At 45.4% G+C, this 16,118-nt stretch carries 17 protein-coding genes; 10 read left to right on the forward strand and 7 right to left on the reverse strand.

The genetic code is table 11. The features are described 5' to 3' along the window. Nucleotides 1–44: 44 nt before the first annotated feature. Nucleotides 45–539, reverse strand: a complete 495-nt coding sequence (locus ACYVD4_RS21955; RefSeq protein WP_460949406.1) for a hypothetical protein — start codon at nucleotides 537–539, stop codon at nucleotides 45–47. A 124-nt stretch (nucleotides 540–663) separates the two neighbouring features. Continuing rightward, nucleotides 664–1,092, reverse strand: a complete 429-nt coding sequence (locus ACYVD4_RS21960) for a DUF2141 domain-containing protein (protein WP_460949408.1) — start codon at nucleotides 1,090–1,092, stop codon at nucleotides 664–666. 40 nt (nucleotides 1,093–1,132) lie between these two features. Here ACYVD4_RS21960 and recJ point away from each other — a divergent pair, with 40 nt between their 5' ends. The 3 genes from recJ to lptB are packed head-to-tail and all read left to right on the forward strand — an operon-like array spanning nucleotide 1,133 to nucleotide 4,598. Continuing rightward, nucleotides 1,133–2,872, forward strand: a complete 1,740-nt coding sequence (gene recJ, locus ACYVD4_RS21965; RefSeq protein ID WP_460949410.1) for a single-stranded-DNA-specific exonuclease RecJ — start codon at nucleotides 1,133–1,135, stop codon at nucleotides 2,870–2,872. 8 nt (nucleotides 2,873–2,880) lie between these two features. Next, the gene (locus ACYVD4_RS21970) at nucleotides 2,881–3,870 is read left to right on the forward strand and encodes an RpnC/YadD family protein (RefSeq protein ID WP_460949411.1); all 990 of its coding nucleotides are present in this window, start codon (nucleotides 2,881–2,883) and stop codon (nucleotides 3,868–3,870) included. Next, the gene (gene lptB / locus ACYVD4_RS21975; RefSeq protein WP_460949412.1) at nucleotides 3,867–4,598 is read left to right on the forward strand and encodes an LPS export ABC transporter ATP-binding protein; all 732 of its coding nucleotides are present in this window, start codon (nucleotides 3,867–3,869) and stop codon (nucleotides 4,596–4,598) included. The genes ACYVD4_RS21970 and lptB overlap by 4 nt, the downstream gene beginning before the upstream one ends. Here the strand turns inward: lptB and recO are convergent. Further along, the gene (recO, locus tag ACYVD4_RS21980) at nucleotides 4,595–5,287 is read right to left on the reverse strand and encodes a DNA repair protein RecO (protein WP_460949414.1); all 693 of its coding nucleotides are present in this window, start codon (nucleotides 5,285–5,287) and stop codon (nucleotides 4,595–4,597) included. The two genes, lptB and recO, sit on opposite strands and share 4 nt — an antisense overlap. An 88-nt stretch (nucleotides 5,288–5,375) precedes the next feature. Between recO and ACYVD4_RS21985 the strand changes: the two genes are divergently transcribed. Next, nucleotides 5,376–6,212, forward strand: a complete 837-nt coding sequence (locus ACYVD4_RS21985; protein ID WP_460949416.1) for a fumarylacetoacetate hydrolase family protein — start codon at nucleotides 5,376–5,378, stop codon at nucleotides 6,210–6,212. Nucleotides 6,213–6,332: 120 nt separating this feature from the next. Then, the gene (locus ACYVD4_RS21990) at nucleotides 6,333–6,923 is read left to right on the forward strand and encodes a Uma2 family endonuclease (RefSeq protein ID WP_460949417.1); all 591 of its coding nucleotides are present in this window, start codon (nucleotides 6,333–6,335) and stop codon (nucleotides 6,921–6,923) included. A gap of 8 nt (nucleotides 6,924–6,931) precedes the next feature. On the opposite strand, the gene ACYVD4_RS21995 is transcribed toward ACYVD4_RS21990, so the two are convergent. Next, entirely contained in the window at nucleotides 6,932–8,068 is a 1,137-nt protein-coding gene (locus tag ACYVD4_RS21995; protein WP_460949418.1) for a 5-(carboxyamino)imidazole ribonucleotide synthase, read from the reverse strand. 145 nt (nucleotides 8,069–8,213) lie between these two features. After that, nucleotides 8,214–8,918 (reverse strand): head GIN domain-containing protein, encoded by a 705-nt coding sequence (locus tag ACYVD4_RS22000; RefSeq protein WP_460949420.1) that lies wholly within the window; start codon nucleotides 8,916–8,918, stop codon nucleotides 8,214–8,216. 287 nt (nucleotides 8,919–9,205) lie between these two features. On the opposite strand from ACYVD4_RS22000, the gene ACYVD4_RS22005 reads away from it, so the two are divergent. Further along, nucleotides 9,206–9,904, forward strand: coding sequence for an ABC transporter ATP-binding protein (locus ACYVD4_RS22005; RefSeq protein ID WP_460949422.1), 699 nt, complete (start codon nucleotides 9,206–9,208; stop codon nucleotides 9,902–9,904). Here ACYVD4_RS22005 and ACYVD4_RS22010 read toward each other — a convergent pair. Then, nucleotides 9,869–10,714, reverse strand: a complete 846-nt coding sequence (locus tag ACYVD4_RS22010) for an aminotransferase class IV (RefSeq protein ID WP_460949424.1) — start codon at nucleotides 10,712–10,714, stop codon at nucleotides 9,869–9,871. The genes ACYVD4_RS22005 and ACYVD4_RS22010 overlap by 36 nt on opposite strands. Nucleotides 10,715–10,788: 74 nt before the next feature. Here ACYVD4_RS22010 and ACYVD4_RS22015 point away from each other — a divergent pair, with 74 nt between their 5' ends. The 3 genes from ACYVD4_RS22015 to ACYVD4_RS22025 all read left to right on the forward strand — a co-directional run bounded on the left by ACYVD4_RS22015 (nucleotide 10,789) and on the right by ACYVD4_RS22025 (nucleotide 15,005). Beyond that, a complete protein-coding gene (locus tag ACYVD4_RS22015; protein WP_460949425.1) occupies nucleotides 10,789–12,294 on the forward strand; it encodes a TolC family protein in 1,506 nt (501 codons plus the stop codon). A 120-nt stretch (nucleotides 12,295–12,414) separates the two neighbouring features. After that, a complete protein-coding gene (locus tag ACYVD4_RS22020; RefSeq protein WP_460950075.1) occupies nucleotides 12,415–13,845 on the forward strand; it encodes an efflux RND transporter periplasmic adaptor subunit in 1,431 nt (476 codons plus the stop codon). Between the two features lie 155 nt (nucleotides 13,846–14,000). Further along, complete coding sequence (locus tag ACYVD4_RS22025; RefSeq protein WP_460949427.1) at nucleotides 14,001–15,005, forward strand: NAD(P)H-dependent glycerol-3-phosphate dehydrogenase; 1,005 nt, start codon at nucleotides 14,001–14,003, stop codon at nucleotides 15,003–15,005. Nucleotides 15,006–15,158: 153 nt separating this feature from the next. Here ACYVD4_RS22025 and ACYVD4_RS22030 read toward each other — a convergent pair whose 3' ends face one another. Beyond that, nucleotides 15,159–15,350, reverse strand: coding sequence for a hypothetical protein (locus ACYVD4_RS22030; RefSeq protein WP_460949428.1), 192 nt, complete (start codon nucleotides 15,348–15,350; stop codon nucleotides 15,159–15,161). A gap of 140 nt (nucleotides 15,351–15,490) precedes the next feature. Here ACYVD4_RS22030 and ACYVD4_RS22035 point away from each other — a divergent pair, with 140 nt between their 5' ends. Beyond that, complete coding sequence (locus ACYVD4_RS22035) at nucleotides 15,491–16,078, forward strand: RNA polymerase sigma factor (protein ID WP_460949429.1); 588 nt, start codon at nucleotides 15,491–15,493, stop codon at nucleotides 16,076–16,078. Nucleotides 16,079–16,118 lie beyond the last annotated feature (40 nt).

A 16,118-nucleotide genomic window follows, 5' to 3' on the forward strand; every position in this document is an offset into this window, starting at 1 on the left:
GATTATGCTCAGATGAATAGCATAAAAGGGGAGAATGGTCTAGACTACCCCTGTATTTTCTGCCAGGTTGATTCGTTAATGGAATTCAGATGGTCAAGATGCTGTTTGGTTGCTTCACGAGTTATTAATTGTTGTTCTACGCCACCAACCAATAACCATTTGGCGAAAGGAAATCCGTGGATCATGACAGGCCGACAGTCGAGCGTAGTGATATTAGCAGAGACCTCGTACGGCTCGAATGATAGCCCATTTTGGGGAGAGGACGTATTGATTTGCTGCAATTCTTCCTGATTCGACTGCGTAGCAAACGGATTCATCAGATATTCCCAGCCCTGATATTGGTCAATCCAGAAACACTCTTTATTCGCAAACGCGATAACCTGAATGCCGCCTTCTTCGTGCGAAGGACCTAGTAGTAAGCCACCTCGTGGCGACTCAAGAATCAGATCATTATCGGCAAGGAATTTAACAAATTCAAGGTTGACGAACCGTTGATTACCTCGTTCGTAAAAAATAGGGGGAGCCGACTGTTCGTCCATTGCTGGTAAAGAAGTTAGGTTCTTTTTTTGTTTCTGGCGAAAGGTAATGAAATTCTTGTGTGGTGTTGAGTGAAAGCGGATTGCTTTAGTTTTCGGTCTAAAACCAACGTAGCACCAGTCACTTCTAAAATTTCTTTAAGGCAATCTGAATCGTTTTGCTGCTATTGCCGACGTCAAACTGACAATCGCTGAATTTAGGAGCCGACATTTTAGGTCGGAAATTATTGCTGAAACCATAGGGTTCTTTCGGAATGCCAAACATTTTCTTATCCATCTTACCATTAGCGTTTTCGTCGTGAAAAATAGCTACGGCATACGTACCCGGGTCTACTGAAAAACTGGCACGAACGCTAGCACTGGAGGCTTCTACCTTTTTTCCATCGATTGGCTGCCCATCTGGAAAATCTTTTCCTGGTTTGAATAGCGCCACAAATACAGTTCCTTTTAAGGGTTGAACATTTTGAATCTCAACCGTTAAGTTGGTTTTAAGCGGTGACGGTACGGGTCTGGAAACAGTCATAGACAGGCCAAACAGAAAAAGCAGATAGCGCATAACGTAGCGATTTTATAAAAACCGGTTTATTTTTACAAGTATGATAGCCCAGCCGCCCCCGCCCACTAAACGATGGATCATTAGACCGTTTCCTGATTCAGAAGAACAATTGGCCGCTATCGATTCATTAACTCAATCGCTGGGTATTAGTTCGGCGTTAGCTACGTTGCTCGTACAACGTAGTGTACACACCTACGACGAAGCTCGAACGTTTTTTCGACCAGAAATGGGGCATTTGCATGATCCTTTTGCCATGAAAGATATGGACAAGGCTATTGCGCGCCTGCAACAGGCAATGCAGCCAGAACGACCCGAAAAAATTCTGATATATGGTGATTACGATGTCGATGGTACTACGTCGGTGGCACTGGTTTATAGCTTTCTGAAGAAATACCACGCTCAACTGGATTATTACATTCCCGATCGTTATAAGGAAGGTTACGGAATCTCGAAACAGGGAATTCAGTGGGCGGCCGATAATGGGTTTACGCTGATAATTGCGCTCGATTGTGGTATTAAATCAATTGATCGCGTTGCTGAAGCGAAAGAATTAGGTGTCGATTTTATTATCTGCGATCACCACCGCCCCGGTTCTGAGTTGCCCGATGCTGCCGCTGTGCTCGATCCTAAACGCGATGATTGTTTATATCCATACAAAGAATTAAGCGGTTGTGGAGTTGGCTTTAAGTTGCTTCAGGCATTCTGTATAGAATCTGAGATTGATCTGGCATTGCTTTTTCCAAGTCTGGATTTAGTGGCGGTTAGTATTGCATCCGACATCGTACCCGTGACCGGAGAGAATCGGGTTATGGCCTATTATGGCTTAAAATATCTTAATTCGAAACCACGTATCGGGTTAAAAGCGTTAATTAAAGTGGCTGGCTTTTCGCGCGAACTGGATATTACTAATCTGGTTTTTGGACTAGGACCACGTATCAACGCAGCGGGCCGGATTCAGCACGCGAAAGCTGCGGTGCAGTTGTTGCTGGCTGAGTCAGAAACAGAGGCTGATGAATTTGCCATGGCGATCAATAAACACAATACTAGCCGACGCGAATACGACAGTAGCATGACCGAGCAGGCATTAGAAATGATTCGCGGAAACGAAACATTGCTTCATGCCAAAAGTACGGTACTGTTCGACGCTACGTGGCATAAAGGCGTAATCGGCATTGTGGCTTCCCGTTGTATCGAGCATTTTCATCGACCAACGATTATTCTGACGCAATCGAACGATAAAGCGGCAGGTTCGGCAAGGTCGGTGCCTGGCTTTGATGTATATGAAGCGATTGAAGAATGTTCCGATTTGCTGGAACAGTTTGGTGGACATACGTTTGCCGCCGGAATGACTATGTCGGTCGATAAGATCGACGCGTTTCGGCAGAAATTTGAAGAGGTGGTTTCGCGCAAAATAAAAGACGAACATCTGACGCCATTGGTTGATATTGATTTGCCCCTCGATTTCAATGAGATTTCGGATAAACTCGTCAGAATTGTGAAGCAGATGGGTCCTTTTGGCCCTCATAATATGCCGCCGGTATTTATCACTGAAGACGTGTATCTGGTTGATGAACCGTATATTATGAAAGAAAAACACCTGAAAATTAAAGTGCGGCAACAACATTCAGGACACGTATTAACAGCCGTTGGTTTCGGAATGGGACATTTGGCCCGACAACTTCGGGGAGATACGCCATTTTCGATTTGCTACCACGTAGAGCAGAATTTTTACAACGGGAACGTACTGTTGCAGTTGATGTTGAAAGATATTCGCTGTTAATCAGTTACATGGGACAGGATTACGATAAGATTATCAAGGAAAATATCGAAGGTATTCTGCTTCCATTGGCCCGAAAGGTGCTTGCACTGCCCGAGCCGGAAGGGTTGATTGAAATTCCTGATGACCTTCAATATACCATCGAACGCAAACCTGACTTCTTGAAGATGGTTACGAATGCGGCTGGAGATGGCTTGTTTGTTCTGCAACTGGAATTTCAAACTCGCGACGAACCAGATATGCTTTCACGTATGTTGTTCTACGCAGCCCAGTTATATGGAAAATATAAATTGCCCATAAAGCAGTACGTTTTTTACATTGGCAGTCGGCCTGCCCGAATGCGTCGTGAGCTGGAACAGGAAGATTTATTATTTCGATTTCACGTCCGAAATGTTGTCGATGTTCCCTATAGTGATTTTCTGAACACGGATAAGCCCGAGGAAATGGTGCTAGCTATTCTTGGCAATATGGGCAACGAACCGCCCGTAAAAGTGGTTCAGCAAATATTGAATGCGATTAAAGCTATTGAACCAAGTCAATTGGCGTTAGGTAAATTTTTTCGCCAAATAGAAGTGCTATCGAAATTGCGTAATATTCAGTCAGTTGTTATTGAACAATTTGAGGCTATGGCAATTGTGTATGATTTAGAAACAGACATCCGGTACTTACAGGGTAAGCAGAAAGGTGCCGAAGAAGCATTACTGCGTGGAGTGCAGGAAGGATTGAAAGAAGGATTGAAAGAAGGTCGACAGGTTGGTATACAGGAAGGTCGTCAGGTTGGTATACAGGAAGGTCGTCAGGTTGGTATACAGGAAGGCCGTCAGGTTGGTATACAGGAAGGCCGTCAGGTTGGTATGCAGGAAACACAACGTGAAGCGGTGAAAGGATTGCTGCGTTTAGGTGTTTTGACTATTGAGCAGATTGCTACTGCGCTCGACGTAACTACAGATTTTGTATTGACTATACAGAGGGGAATAGATACCTCTGCATCGAACAAATGATTCTTAGAACTGAAAATTTAATAAAGAAATACGGCTCGCGGCTTGTTAATAATAACGTATCGTATCAGGTCGAAACGGGCGAAATCGTTGGTTTGCTTGGGCCAAATGGTGCTGGTAAAACAACATCGTTTTACATGGCTGTTGGTCTCGTAAAGCCCAACAGTGGCAAGGTATTTATTGACTCAACAGATGTAACAGACCTGCCTATGTATAAACGTGCTCGGCTTGGTCTAGGCTATCTGGCGCAGGAAGCATCTGTTTTTCGTGACTTAACCGTTGAGGAAAACGTATTAGCGGTGCTCGAAATGACCAACCTACCCAAACGGGAACAACGCGAAAAAGTAGAAGAACTGTTGGAAGAATTTAGCCTTACACACGTAAGGAAAAGCAAAGGTAAAGTGTTGTCGGGTGGCGAACGTCGACGTACTGAAATTGCTCGTGCACTGGCGGTTGATCCCAAATTTATTTTGCTGGACGAGCCATTTGCGGGCGTCGACCCAATTGCGGTTGAAGATATTCAGAGCATTGTAGCCAAGCTAAAGCATCGTAACATTGGCATTCTTATTACCGACCACAACGTAAACGAAACCCTATCCATCACAGATCGCGCCTATCTGCTCTTTGAAGGGAAAATTCTGAAACAGGGCTCTGCCGAAGAGCTGGCAAGCGATGAGCAGGTTCGTCGGCTTTATCTGGGTCAGCATTTCGAGTTGAAACGTAAAATTTAAGTCAACACCTCACGTAGCACCGGGAGTGATTTCACTTCGCCAATCGTGTCGATGTGAATCTGATAATACGCCACCAGCGCATCGAGTAATTCATTACGTGCCGAACGACTTAATTTGATGGGCGTACCAAGTGGCAGACGTAGCATAATATTCAGCGCGGTATCCATTTCGGTATCGGACAGAAATGGATACGAGTTTTCGCGAAGCTGACTGTCAAATTCGCGAGCCGATTCTGGGCCGAAACCCAGAAAAAACGATAGTTTTAAGAGAAAAGCGAGGTGAAAGTTCTCATAATTGCTCCTCGCGTTTTCAAGAAATAACACAGAATCGATAAGAAAACGGTAGAGCATCGGGTTCGCGGCTTCCTCTTTCAGAACTTTGTTCAGCATTTCAGTCACGAACATGGCAATCGTCGATTTACTGACTTCAAACGGTAAACTCTGAAACGGGTGGCCCGTTTTCATCTCCGATAATCGGTGCAGATCACGGTCAGGTTTGTTATAAACAACCATATCCAATAGCGTAAGCGGCTGAAACAACGCAATTTTATTATTCTTGCTTCGGGCCGAGCGGACGCCGTTTACCAGATAGCTTTGCAATCCGAATTCTTCGGTGTAAATACGAGCAATAATCGATGTTTCGCGGTAACGAATATAACTGAGGGCAATTCCCCGGGTTTTTTGCAGCATTAGACTTCACAGTAGACTAACTAAGATAACATCTTTTTCTGAAAAAATTAGCCAATCAACGCTATAATTGCCCACAAATCCAGTCTTCATGAAACTCTATAAAACCAGCTCCGGATTCGTTCTTGAATCAAATGATAAATATTATTCCGTGCCCGCTACCGATTGGGATTCATTGATTAATCGGGACGATTTGCACGCTTTTTTACGGCGACTAACCGAATCCGCCATACCCGACAATTACTATAAAGCATGGATTCAAACAAGTCTGCTGGCGCCCATTGAACGACAGGAGGTTTGGGCATCGGGCGTTACGTATCTGCGTAGTCGTGATGCGCGGATGGAAGAATCGAAAAAAGCCGGTGGTGATAATTTCTACGACCGTGTTTATGATGCTGATCGGCCAGAGTTGTTTTTCAAGGCAACGCCCGAACGTGTGGTTGGGCCGGGCGATAACGTTCGTATTCGAGCCGACTCAACCTGGAACGTACCAGAACCTGAATTAACGCTGTTCATTACGTCGTCGGGTAAAATTGTTGGTTACACCTGCGGAAATGACATGAGTTCACGTAGCATCGAGGGTGAAAATCCGCTGTATTTGCCACAGGCGAAATCATACGATGGGAGTGCCGCATTGGGGCCGTGTCTGTACGTGCCAGAATCGCCGATAGATCCTTACTCGGAAATTCACTTAGAAATTATTCGAAATGAACAGGCTGTTTTTACGCAGAGTATTGCCATCACCCAAATGAAACGGCAGCATGTCGAACTTGTTGATTACCTATATCGTGAGTGCTCATTTGCCAACGGTTGTTTTCTGATGACCGGTACCGGAATTGTTCCATCCGACGATTTTACGCTACGTTCCGGCGACGAAATCAGTATCACAATTGACGGTATCGGTACGTTGACAAACTGGGTGGAATAGGTCGTTGAGGTTTTGTAGCTTTGATGCTAAATGAATAGATTGATTAATTAATTGTCTCAGACAGCAGCTTGCTGTCTGAGACAATCTAATCATGTAAGACCGTCAAATTGTAGAAAAGCTATGATCACTGAACTTTCGCAACTCGACCCAAACGGTACGTATACGTATGCCGATTACCTGAAATGGCGGTTTGAACAGAGCGTAGAACTGATTAAAGGCAAGTTTTACGACATGTCTCCAGCTCCACGCGCTAAGCATCAACGTATTGCTATGCGGATTTTACGTGATTTACTGAATCATTTTGGGGATAAATCATACGAAGTCTTTTCAGCCCCGTTTGATGTGCGGTTACCGAATCCGGATTATGAGCCGGGTTTCAATAATCGAATTTATACGGTTGTGCAGCCAGATATCTGTGTTATTTGTGATCCAGCTAAAATAGATGACTTTGGTTGCGTTGGTCCACCCGACTGGATTGTTGAGATCACGTCGCCATCGACACACAAAAAGGATTTTAATGAAAAATTCGATTTGTATGAATCGGCAGGGGTGCGTGAATACTGGATTGCAGTGCCTAAGAGTCAGGAAATCTACACCTATGTGCTCGAAAACGGCGTCTATACGGAGTACAACGTATATGAGCAGGGAGCCAAAGCAACATCGGCGATTTTCCCAGAATTAACACTCGACCTTGACTGGATTTTCGGGTAATCAGGTAGCTATGTGATTACCCGAATTCCAGCTTTTACGTCTTCTACTTTAGTACGTAGCGCATTCAATGAATTGTCCATAACCGTTACGTGTCCCATTTTGCGAAACGGCTTTGTGATGGCTTTCCCGTAGAAAAATGGAAATACCCCCGGAATAGCTAGCAGATTTTCCAGACCGTCATAAATGGCAGGGCCTGTGTGTCCATCTTCGCCTAGCAGATTGACCATAGCCGCAGGTTGATAAGCCGACGTATCACCAAGCGGATAATTCAGAATGGCGCGCCAGTGCTGCTCAAACTGCGACGTTACGTTGGCCCGTATCGTATGATGGCCACTGTTGTGCGGACGAGGAGCCACTTCGTTGATCAATACGTTTCCTTGCTTATCCAGAAACAATTCTACCGCAAGAAGTCCCACAATGCCAAACGCATCGGCAGTACGTTGGGCAATTTCCTGTGCTTTTTTGTTAATCTCGGGAGAGATTTCGGCAGGAGCGAAGAGGTATTCGACCAGATTTAATTCAGGGTGAAACACCATCTCTACGGTCGGAAAAGTCTGTACGTCACCGCGCTCGTTACGTGCCACAATAACGGCTAGCTCTTTTTCGAAATCAACGGCTTTTTCGAGAATGCCCGGTGCGTCGAACGCTTTTCCGACATCGGCGACTGACGTAATACGTTGTACACCCCGACCATCATAACCATCACGTCCTAACTTATGGAAAGCAGGAAGGAAATCGGGTTGCTGAATATCGACCAGTGCTACGTCGGCGCGGTTTTCGGTCAATACGTAGTCGGCAGTCGGCAGATTATTGGCGGTGTAGAATTGCTTCTGAAGCCGTTTATCCTGAATTGTTCGAATGACCGATGGCTGTGGATACACCCGTTTGCCTTCGCGTTCGAGTGCTTCAAGGGCTTCAACATTGACCCGCTCGATTTCGATAGTAAGTACGTCGACCGATTGGCCAAACTGATAAACCGTATCGTAATCAGTTAGCGAACCCTGTGAAAATTGCGTACAAAGATGGCGGCACGGCGCTTCGGCATCGGGGTCAAGAATATGAACACGAAGGTTCCAGTCGATAGCGGCTTGTAAAAGCATCAGGCCGAGTTGCCCTCCGCCAAGAATACCTACTGTGGGAGTCAAAATTTAAAGAGCGAAAGAGTGAAAGAGTGAAATGGCGCAAGAGTGCCGCAACAGAAGTTGAAAGCATTTCGCCAGAATTACTCTGATGGAAAACACACAAAATTACTCTTTCACTTTGTCAGTCGTTCACTCTTTCGCTCTTTTTTTAGTCTCTCCGGCTAATATCGGCACCACCTGATTTACTTTTCGCTAGTATTTTGGCCGAACCAGAATAGTAAATGTCGGCACCACCGGAAGCTTTCATTGTCAGCTCTTTACTAGCGTTTACGTATACATCTGAACCACCCGAAGAGTTTGCATTACAAACTTCAGTTAGTAGATTCCGAGCATCGAGATCGGCTCCGCCCGAACCATTGGCATTCAGCATGCGTGCCGTTCCCTGAATTACGGCGTCAGCTCCGCCTGATGCTGATACGTTTAGCTCGTCCGCTTTCAGGTCAAGTTTTACGTCGGCACCGCCTGATGCATCCAGATTTAGGTCGTTGAATGATAATTTCCCCTGCCCGAACACGTCAGCACCGCCCGATGCCTGTAAGTTGGTCAACTGTTTGAACGTCAGGTACGCTTTTACGTAATTGCTACGTCCTAAATTCCAACCACTGAATCCTTTACGTTCGATATAAAGTTTTAGAACGCCATTTTTAACTTCCGATCTCACACGGTCTTCATCAACGCCTTTTACATCGAGGGTAAGCTTTTCTGAGTTTCCCTGAGTCAGATATAAGTCGATACCACTGCTTACGCTAACACCTGTAAAACCCGAAACAGAACGGTCTTTTTTCCAGTCGTCGTCGCTAATGAAATTGGCATTTGCTGTGAAGAGGATAAGCGCAAGGAAAATAGCTTTCATGAGATAAGTTGTTTGTCTTTTTTGAGAAGATGAAGAAATCAGTGAGTAAGTTGCACGCTCTAAAAGAAAAGATGTCCGGTTTCAAAGAATCGTTGTCCGGTAGCGGACGATGAACGCAATGCTTGTGTTTGTAACTTGTTATTTATCAGTAATGTAGGAAACTGGCACGGCGCTTGATTTACCCAGAGAAAAACAGTTAAGTGTAACTGAACATAGTTACGACATCGTATACCGGATAGTTAATTAGCGATTACCTGAACTAATAAATCATTTCAAAGTAACCAATTATGATTCAACTCCGCAACGTCTCGAAATATTACCCTGCCGGATTCGGGCGGGTTTATGTGTTGCGTAATGTTAGTCTCGACATTAACCAAGGCGAATTTGTGTCAATCATGGGGCCGTCTGGATCGGGCAAGTCAACGTTGTTACACATTCTGGGCCTGCTTGAAGAGCCGTCGGAAGGTGACTATTTCTTTGACGATCAGCCTGTTCAGAAGCTTTCTGAAAAACGACGTACTGAACTGCACCGGACTCAGATTGGTTTTGTGTTTCAGGCCTATCACCTCATCGACGAGTTGACGGTATATGAAAACATCGAGACGCCATTGCTTTACAAAGGCCTAAGCGGTTCGGAGCGTAAAAGCCGCGTAGCCGAGTTGCTCGACCGGTTCAACATGGTTGCCAAGAAAGATTTGTTTCCGGCGCAACTGTCGGGCGGCCAGCAGCAGCTTGTGGGCATTGCGCGGGCATTGGCGGCAGGGCCGAGAGTAATCTTTGCCGATGAGCCAACCGGTAACCTTCACTCTGACCAGGCTCGTGATATTATGGAGTTATTCCGCGAGCTAAACCAGAAAGATGGTGTGACAATTGTACAGGTAACTCATTCTGAAATCAATGCTGAATATGGAACACGTATCCTTCGTCTGAAAGACGGCTGGCTCGACGATTCAGCTGTGAAGCTGAGCGAAGAAGGGGTTAAGTAGCGATTGGGCTGAAGCAAACGAACTACTGTTCAGGCTGGTATGAAGGCCGCTTATGGTACGTAGCCACTGGATGCCCATTACGTTTGTGCAGAAGATGGCATCGGCCTGAGCAAGTACGTCGGATTTATATAAATCTTCTACAGCAGAAATTCCTAATTCAGGTGCTAAACGTAGCAATTGCCGACGAAGAATGCCATTGATACACCCTGTTTCAAGCGAAGGCGTATAGAGGGTTTGGTTGGCATACCAAAACAGATTCGATGCCAGACATTCTGCCAGATTTCCGTTGGTATCGAGCAGAATAACGTCATCGAATCTGTTTTGCTGCCGGAAAGAACCTGCCAGCACATAAGGAAGAGCACTTAGGGTTTTAAAAGCAGAAACAGGCGAAACCGTAAGGCGCAACGTATCATAAATACCCGCCAAACTTTTATCGGTAATTGAAAAGGGCTGCCCTGCCCGAACCGTAATAAGCATATTGGCCCGATACGTAGCAGGGGTATATAGTCCACCCGGTTGCCGCCACACCTGAATCTTGATACGTACCGTTTGTTCCGACAAGTTATTGGTCGAAATCAGATCGAGAATATGCTGATGAAAAGTTGCTGACGTAAGGTGGTCAGGGAGCCGAAGCCCTAATGCAGCCATTCCTGACGAAAGCCGGTCGAAGTGATCTTGCCAGAACCAAACCGTATGTTGCTCAAACCGAATTGTCTCGAATAGGCCGTCGCCATATTGAAAAGCCCGGTCGTTGACCGACAGCCGAAAATCGTTCTCGTGAAGTACATCCGAATTATAAACCAGAAACATGCTTAGTTTGCGCCGTTTATCCCAAATTGATAGTCGGGCCGAAGGTAAGTTTGTAACATTGAACCATCAAAAATATGTATAATCAAGTGGCGTGGAAACAGATACGGATCGCATTGGCCTTAGTGCTAACGACAGGTTTGTCGGCAACGTACGCGCAGACCGGAGCGCCAGTAGCCTCCTCCAACAACACCGTTGCCAGTACCGCATCGAAGCTGAACTTGCAGCAATGTGTGGAGATAGCCCAGCAGAACAATATTTTGGTTCGGCAGGGAAAACTGACGGTGGCCAATGCTGACCTTCAATTCCGCCAGTCGCGGCTGAACCAGTTGCCAAGTGCTGTTTTTCAAGGAAATCAGGGGCTAAATGGTGGCTATAGCATTAACCCGCAATCTAACGCATTCGTCCAGCAGACAATTAATTCGAGTAGTTTTCAATTCAATGCGTCGGCTACGATCTTCAATGGAGGAGTACTACGTAGTACGGTCAAGCAAAATAATATAGCGCTTCAGGCCAGTGAGCAGGAGTTGAGTGCAACCCTGAACAATGTAGCGCTAACAGTGGCGCAAAACTACCTCAACGTATTGACGGGAACGGAACAGCTGGCCGTTGCGCAACGGCAGGCCGACGTAACACGGGCCCAACTGGAGCGTATGGAGCGTCTGGTAAATGCGGGTTCGGCACCTGAAGCCAATCTGTTTGAACTTCGGGCAACATTGGCAGGTAACGATGTCGATATTGTGAATGCTCAGAATACGCTCGATCTGGCAAAGGTTGCATTGCTTCAAGCCATGAATGTACCGATCAATCAGGCGTTTGACGTAGAGCCGGTCAACGTTCCTGACATTGGTTTAGACCCATATACGGCGTCGGTGCAGCAACTGTACGACATTGCATCGACCAACCTTCCTGAAGTGAAAGGAGCTGATTTACGGGTTAAAAGTGCCAATCTGGGCATAGAAGTTGCCAAAGGGGGGCTTTATCCGACCTTATCGCTGAACGGAGGACTAAGTACAATCTACTCAAGTGCAGCTAGTACACGAACACAGAATGGACAAATAGTTGGTCAGGCAACGGTTGGCTATTTCGTTGATCCTGTAACAGGTGCTCAGCTTCCCGTTAACGCTCCTATTCAAGGTTTTGATGTTAATGGAATTACGTATGGCACCCAATTAAGAAATAACTTTAGCCAGTCGCTTTCGCTGTTTTTGCGGGTTCCAATTTTTCAGGGTAATTTGTCGCGAAACCGCATCACAACGGCTAAGATTCAGCAGCAAAATGCCGAACTAAATGCCTTGAACACCCGCTTAACGCTACGTCAGCAGATTGAAACAGCTTATACGAGCATGCGGGCGGGAGCTAACCGGTATAAAGCCACACAGGCGCAGGTAGCTTCATTGGAGCGGGCGTTTCAGATAGCTGAAAGCCGGTTGAATGCAGGCGCTATCAATGCTACAGATTATAGCATTGCCAAAACTAACCTCGACCGAGCACGTGCCAGTCTTGTACAGGCTAAATATGATTATGTATTTCGGACAAAAATTTTAGATTTTTATCAAAATAAACCGCTTGGTATTAATTAAGCGAAAGAGCGAAGGAGTGTCGTAACAGACATCGAAAGAGCACCTATTCAATTTGGGTAGTACGTCGGAGTCTTATGGCAGAACGAGAAGTCGCTCATTCACTCTTTCGCTCTTTCGCTAATTATGAAGAAGTCGAACCGCATCTGGTGGAGTTTAGGAGGATTAATTGTTTTAATTGCTGGTGGGCTTTTTGCCGCTAAAGAAGCCGGGCTTATTGGTAAACCAGAAGCAACAGAAGTTGATTTTGCGCTGGTTAAACGTACAAATATTGTTGAACGGGTTACGGCGTCAGGACGGGTTCAGCCGCAGGTTGAAGTTAAGATTAGCCCCGACGTATCAGGCGAGATTATTGGTCTGTATGTAAATGAAGGCGATCCGGTAAAAGCGGGACAACTTTTGTGCCGTATCCGCCCCGATAACTACGAATCGATGATGGCACGGGCAAAAGCCACCGTTAACCAAAGCCGGGCGCAGTTGGAACAGTCAAAAGCATCGGTAGCGCAATCGAATGCAAGACTTATTCGGGCTAAAGCGGATTACGATAGAAACCGGAAACTGTTTGCCGATAAAGTTATTTCTTCCGCCGATTTAGAAACCAGCGAAGCAAATTACAACGTAGCACAACAGGAAGTCGAAGCGTCAAAAGCCAGCGTTCGGGCAGCTCAGTTCAATATTCAAAGTGCCGAAGCCAATCTACGTGATGCAAATGAGAATCTCCGAAAAACCACCATTTACTGCCCGGTAAACGGCACTGTATCGAAACTCAATATCGAATTAGGAGAGCGTGTTGTTGGTACGTCGCAGATGGCTGGAACAGAGATTATGCGTATTGCCAATCTTCAGAATATGGAGGTGCGGGTGAATGTCAATGAAAATGATATTGTACGTGTGAACCTGGGCGATACGGCTGATATTGAAGTCGATTCATATACCACGGCCGGACGAAAGTTCAAAGGAATTGTTTATGAAATTGCCAATACGGCCAATGGACTGGCTAGTTCATCGGGAGCAGCCGCAGCCGCTTCTGTATCAACCGATGCTGTTACTGAGTTCGAGGTAAAGGTGAAAATTCTGAATGAATCCTATGCTGATTTATTGGCATTGAAAGATAAAAAAGGCTATCCATTTAAGCCGGGCATGACGGCCTCCGTCGAAATTATCACCGACCGTAAATCGAACGTATTGTCTGTTCCGATTGCCGCCGTTACAACCCGTGCCGCCGACTCAACTGCATTTAATACCGAGAAAATGGAAGATCGACGTAGCGGTACGGTTGATGAGAAGCCAACGAATCAGGCAGAGAAAAAAGAAAGACCTAAAGAAATTGTTTTTGTAAACGTGGGTGGGAAAGCTACGCAACGTGAAGTAAAAACGGGGATTAGCGATTTCGAAAATATTGAAATCTTATCAGGGCTAAAACCAGGTGAGCAGATTGTTTCGGGACCATTCATTGCCGTTTCCAAGAAATTGAAAAATGGGCAACTGGTTGTAAAACGAGATCCTAATAAGGATAAAAAGAAAAAAGAAGAGGATAAAGAGGATGACAATTAACGTAGTGAACTAGCAATCGTCTGATAAAATACTACGTAGCGCCCGGTAATTGCCGGGCGTTTTCGTTTTATGAATTCAAAACCTTCATGAATCGCTTCTACTTATATAAAAAGGGTAAACGTACTGATTAACCTTACTTCCGTTAAGTTTGCTGCATGAAACAAACACAACCAGTTCGACTGACAATGGTAGGAGGAGGGAGCTGGGCTACAGCGCTCGTTAAAATCCTTTCCGAAAACAACGTCAGCATTAAGTGGTGGCTTCGCAAATCATCAGATGCGGAACATATCAAAAAATTTGGCCATAACCCTAGTTATCTCAGTGATGTACAGATAAATACGCGTAAGGTAAAAGTCTGCACAAAAATTCGGGATGCTGTTCGTGATAGTGAGTTTATCATTCTGGCTGTTCCAGCGGCCTTTATTAGTGATGCGCTTAAAGGACTTACGCCTGTTCATTTTGCCGGGAAATACATTATTTCGGCTATAAAAGGTATGGTTCCAGCGGCCAATCAATTAGTGACAGATTGGGTAAGTGATCAGTACAGTGTTCCGATGGAGCGAATGGCGGTTATTGCCGGGCCGTGCCATGCCGAGGAAGTAGCGCTGGAAAAACAATCTTACTTAACCATAGCATCCCCCGATCCGGTCTGTGCCAAACGGGTTGCTGAGTTGCTTTACTGTCGGTTTGTGCAGACAACTCCTGTAGATGACATTTATGGTATCGAGTATGCTGCCGTAATGAAAAATATTATTGCGCTGGCTTGCGGTATTACTCGTGGATTAGGCTATGGTGATAATTTTCAGGCGGTGCTTGTTTCGAACGCTATGCAGGAAATAAAACGATTCGTTGATGCCGTATACCCGAAGCACCGTGATCTGAGTGGCTCTGCGTACCTCGGCGACTTACTTGTTACGGCGTATTCGCCATTTAGCCGGAATCGTACATTCGGCACGCTCATTGGTCGAGGCTATACAATTCAATCGGCTCAGGCAGAGATGAATATGATTGCTGAAGGTTATTACGCTGTCAAAAGTATTCATGAAATCAACCAGAAATTTAACGTCGACATGCCCATAACACGAGCTGTCTATTGCATTCTATATGAACGAGCATCGCCAACTACTGAAATGAATAGTCTGAAATTGGTGTTAACGTAGTGAAGAGTAAGTAATCGGTAGTAGCAATTCTTCCAGTGCTACGTAATAGAATGGCTGTTCATGGAAAAGCAAAAGCTCCCCAAATAATCAGGGAGCTTCCAATCGTTTATAGCGTTGTCGGCAATTAATACCGGCAGTTGTGCCTTAGCAAAATTACTTCGCGCTATCAGCAGACATCGTCGAAGCAGAATCCGTAGCCATCGTAGAATCCGTAGCCATCGTCGAAGAAGAATCCGTCGTCGTGGTTGTGGTGGTTTCGGTGGTTTCGGTCTTTTTCGAGCTGCAAGACGTAGCCAGGGCGATCATAGCCATGAAAAAGAAGGCGGATTTCGTGATTGCTTTCATAGTTTTGAGAATGTTTTTGTTTAGCGTTTATGAATAAATGTCAACCTTAATACTCGATAGGAAAAAAGGTAACCCAACTTTTTTTATTTTTTTTTGGGTTACGTCTAGGGGCTTTTTTGTATTAAGTAATAACTCAACCAATGAAGGAAAACAGGCTACCCGTATGGACTGATGACGAGTTGCTGACGGGTTTGGCCGAGGGCTCTGACGACGCGCTGATGCAATTATATCGCCAGTATTTTCCGATGGTGCTTCATTTCATAACCAATAACAGCGGGAGTGAAGATGACGCCAAGGATATTTACCAGGAAGCGCTGATTGTATTGTTCGAGAAAGTAAGAAGCGGTTCGCTCGAACTACACTGCCAGTTGAAAACATATCTTTATTCGGTATGCAGGCGGTTGTGGTTAAAGCAATTAGCGCAACGTAGCAGATATATGGTACGTGATATAGAGTCACCTGCTTCCGACGATCTCGCTGCAGAACAGATTAGCGATGATATGTCGGAGCACGAAGAGCGAGATCGGCAGTTTACATTGATGGCTGACTCGCTCGATAGGCTTGGTGAACCTTGTCGAACGTTATTAGACGATTTTTATATCCAGCATTTGAGTATGCAGGAAATTACCGAAAAGTTTGGCTACACCAACGCCGATAATGCCAAAACGCAGAAATATAAGTGTCTGATGAGGCTGAAACGGCTTTTCTTTTCGGAATACAAACAGTGAGAATAGGAAAAATTGTCCACCCTAGGGGTGATGGACTGAT

Source organism: Spirosoma daeguense, assembly GCF_054776875.1.

What these genes read in the sequence shown, in the direction of transcription:
- ACYVD4_RS21960 (WP_460949408.1), bottom strand. Translation starts at nt 1,092, where the DNA reads ATGCGCTATCTGCTTTTTCTGTTTGGCCTGTCTATGACTGTTTCCAGA.
- ACYVD4_RS22030 (WP_460949428.1), bottom strand. Translation starts at nt 15,350, where the DNA reads ATGAAAGCAATCACGAAATCCGCCTTCTTTTTCATGGCTATGATCGCC.
- ACYVD4_RS22010 (WP_460949424.1), bottom strand. Translation starts at nt 10,714, where the DNA reads ATGTTTCTGGTTTATAATTCGGATGTACTTCACGAGAACGATTTTCGG.
- ACYVD4_RS22000 (WP_460949420.1), bottom strand. Translation starts at nt 8,918, where the DNA reads ATGAAAGCTATTTTCCTTGCGCTTATCCTCTTCACAGCAAATGCCAAT.
- recJ (WP_460949410.1), top strand. Translation starts at nt 1,133, where the DNA reads ATGATAGCCCAGCCGCCCCCGCCCACTAAACGATGGATCATTAGACCG.
- ACYVD4_RS21985 (WP_460949416.1), top strand. Translation starts at nt 5,376, where the DNA reads ATGAAACTCTATAAAACCAGCTCCGGATTCGTTCTTGAATCAAATGAT.
- ACYVD4_RS22025 (WP_460949427.1), top strand. Translation starts at nt 14,001, where the DNA reads ATGAAACAAACACAACCAGTTCGACTGACAATGGTAGGAGGAGGGAGC.
- ACYVD4_RS22035 (WP_460949429.1), top strand. Translation starts at nt 15,491, where the DNA reads ATGAAGGAAAACAGGCTACCCGTATGGACTGATGACGAGTTGCTGACG.
- ACYVD4_RS22005 (WP_460949422.1), top strand. Translation starts at nt 9,206, where the DNA reads ATGATTCAACTCCGCAACGTCTCGAAATATTACCCTGCCGGATTCGGG.
- ACYVD4_RS21955 (WP_460949406.1), bottom strand. Translation starts at nt 539, where the DNA reads ATGGACGAACAGTCGGCTCCCCCTATTTTTTACGAACGAGGTAATCAA.
- recO (WP_460949414.1), bottom strand. Translation starts at nt 5,287, where the DNA reads ATGCTGCAAAAAACCCGGGGAATTGCCCTCAGTTATATTCGTTACCGC.
- ACYVD4_RS22015 (WP_460949425.1), top strand. Translation starts at nt 10,789, where the DNA reads ATGTATAATCAAGTGGCGTGGAAACAGATACGGATCGCATTGGCCTTA.
- ACYVD4_RS21970 (WP_460949411.1), top strand. Translation starts at nt 2,881, where the DNA reads ATGGGACAGGATTACGATAAGATTATCAAGGAAAATATCGAAGGTATT.
- ACYVD4_RS21990 (WP_460949417.1), top strand. Translation starts at nt 6,333, where the DNA reads ATGATCACTGAACTTTCGCAACTCGACCCAAACGGTACGTATACGTAT.
- lptB (WP_460949412.1), top strand. Translation starts at nt 3,867, where the DNA reads ATGATTCTTAGAACTGAAAATTTAATAAAGAAATACGGCTCGCGGCTT.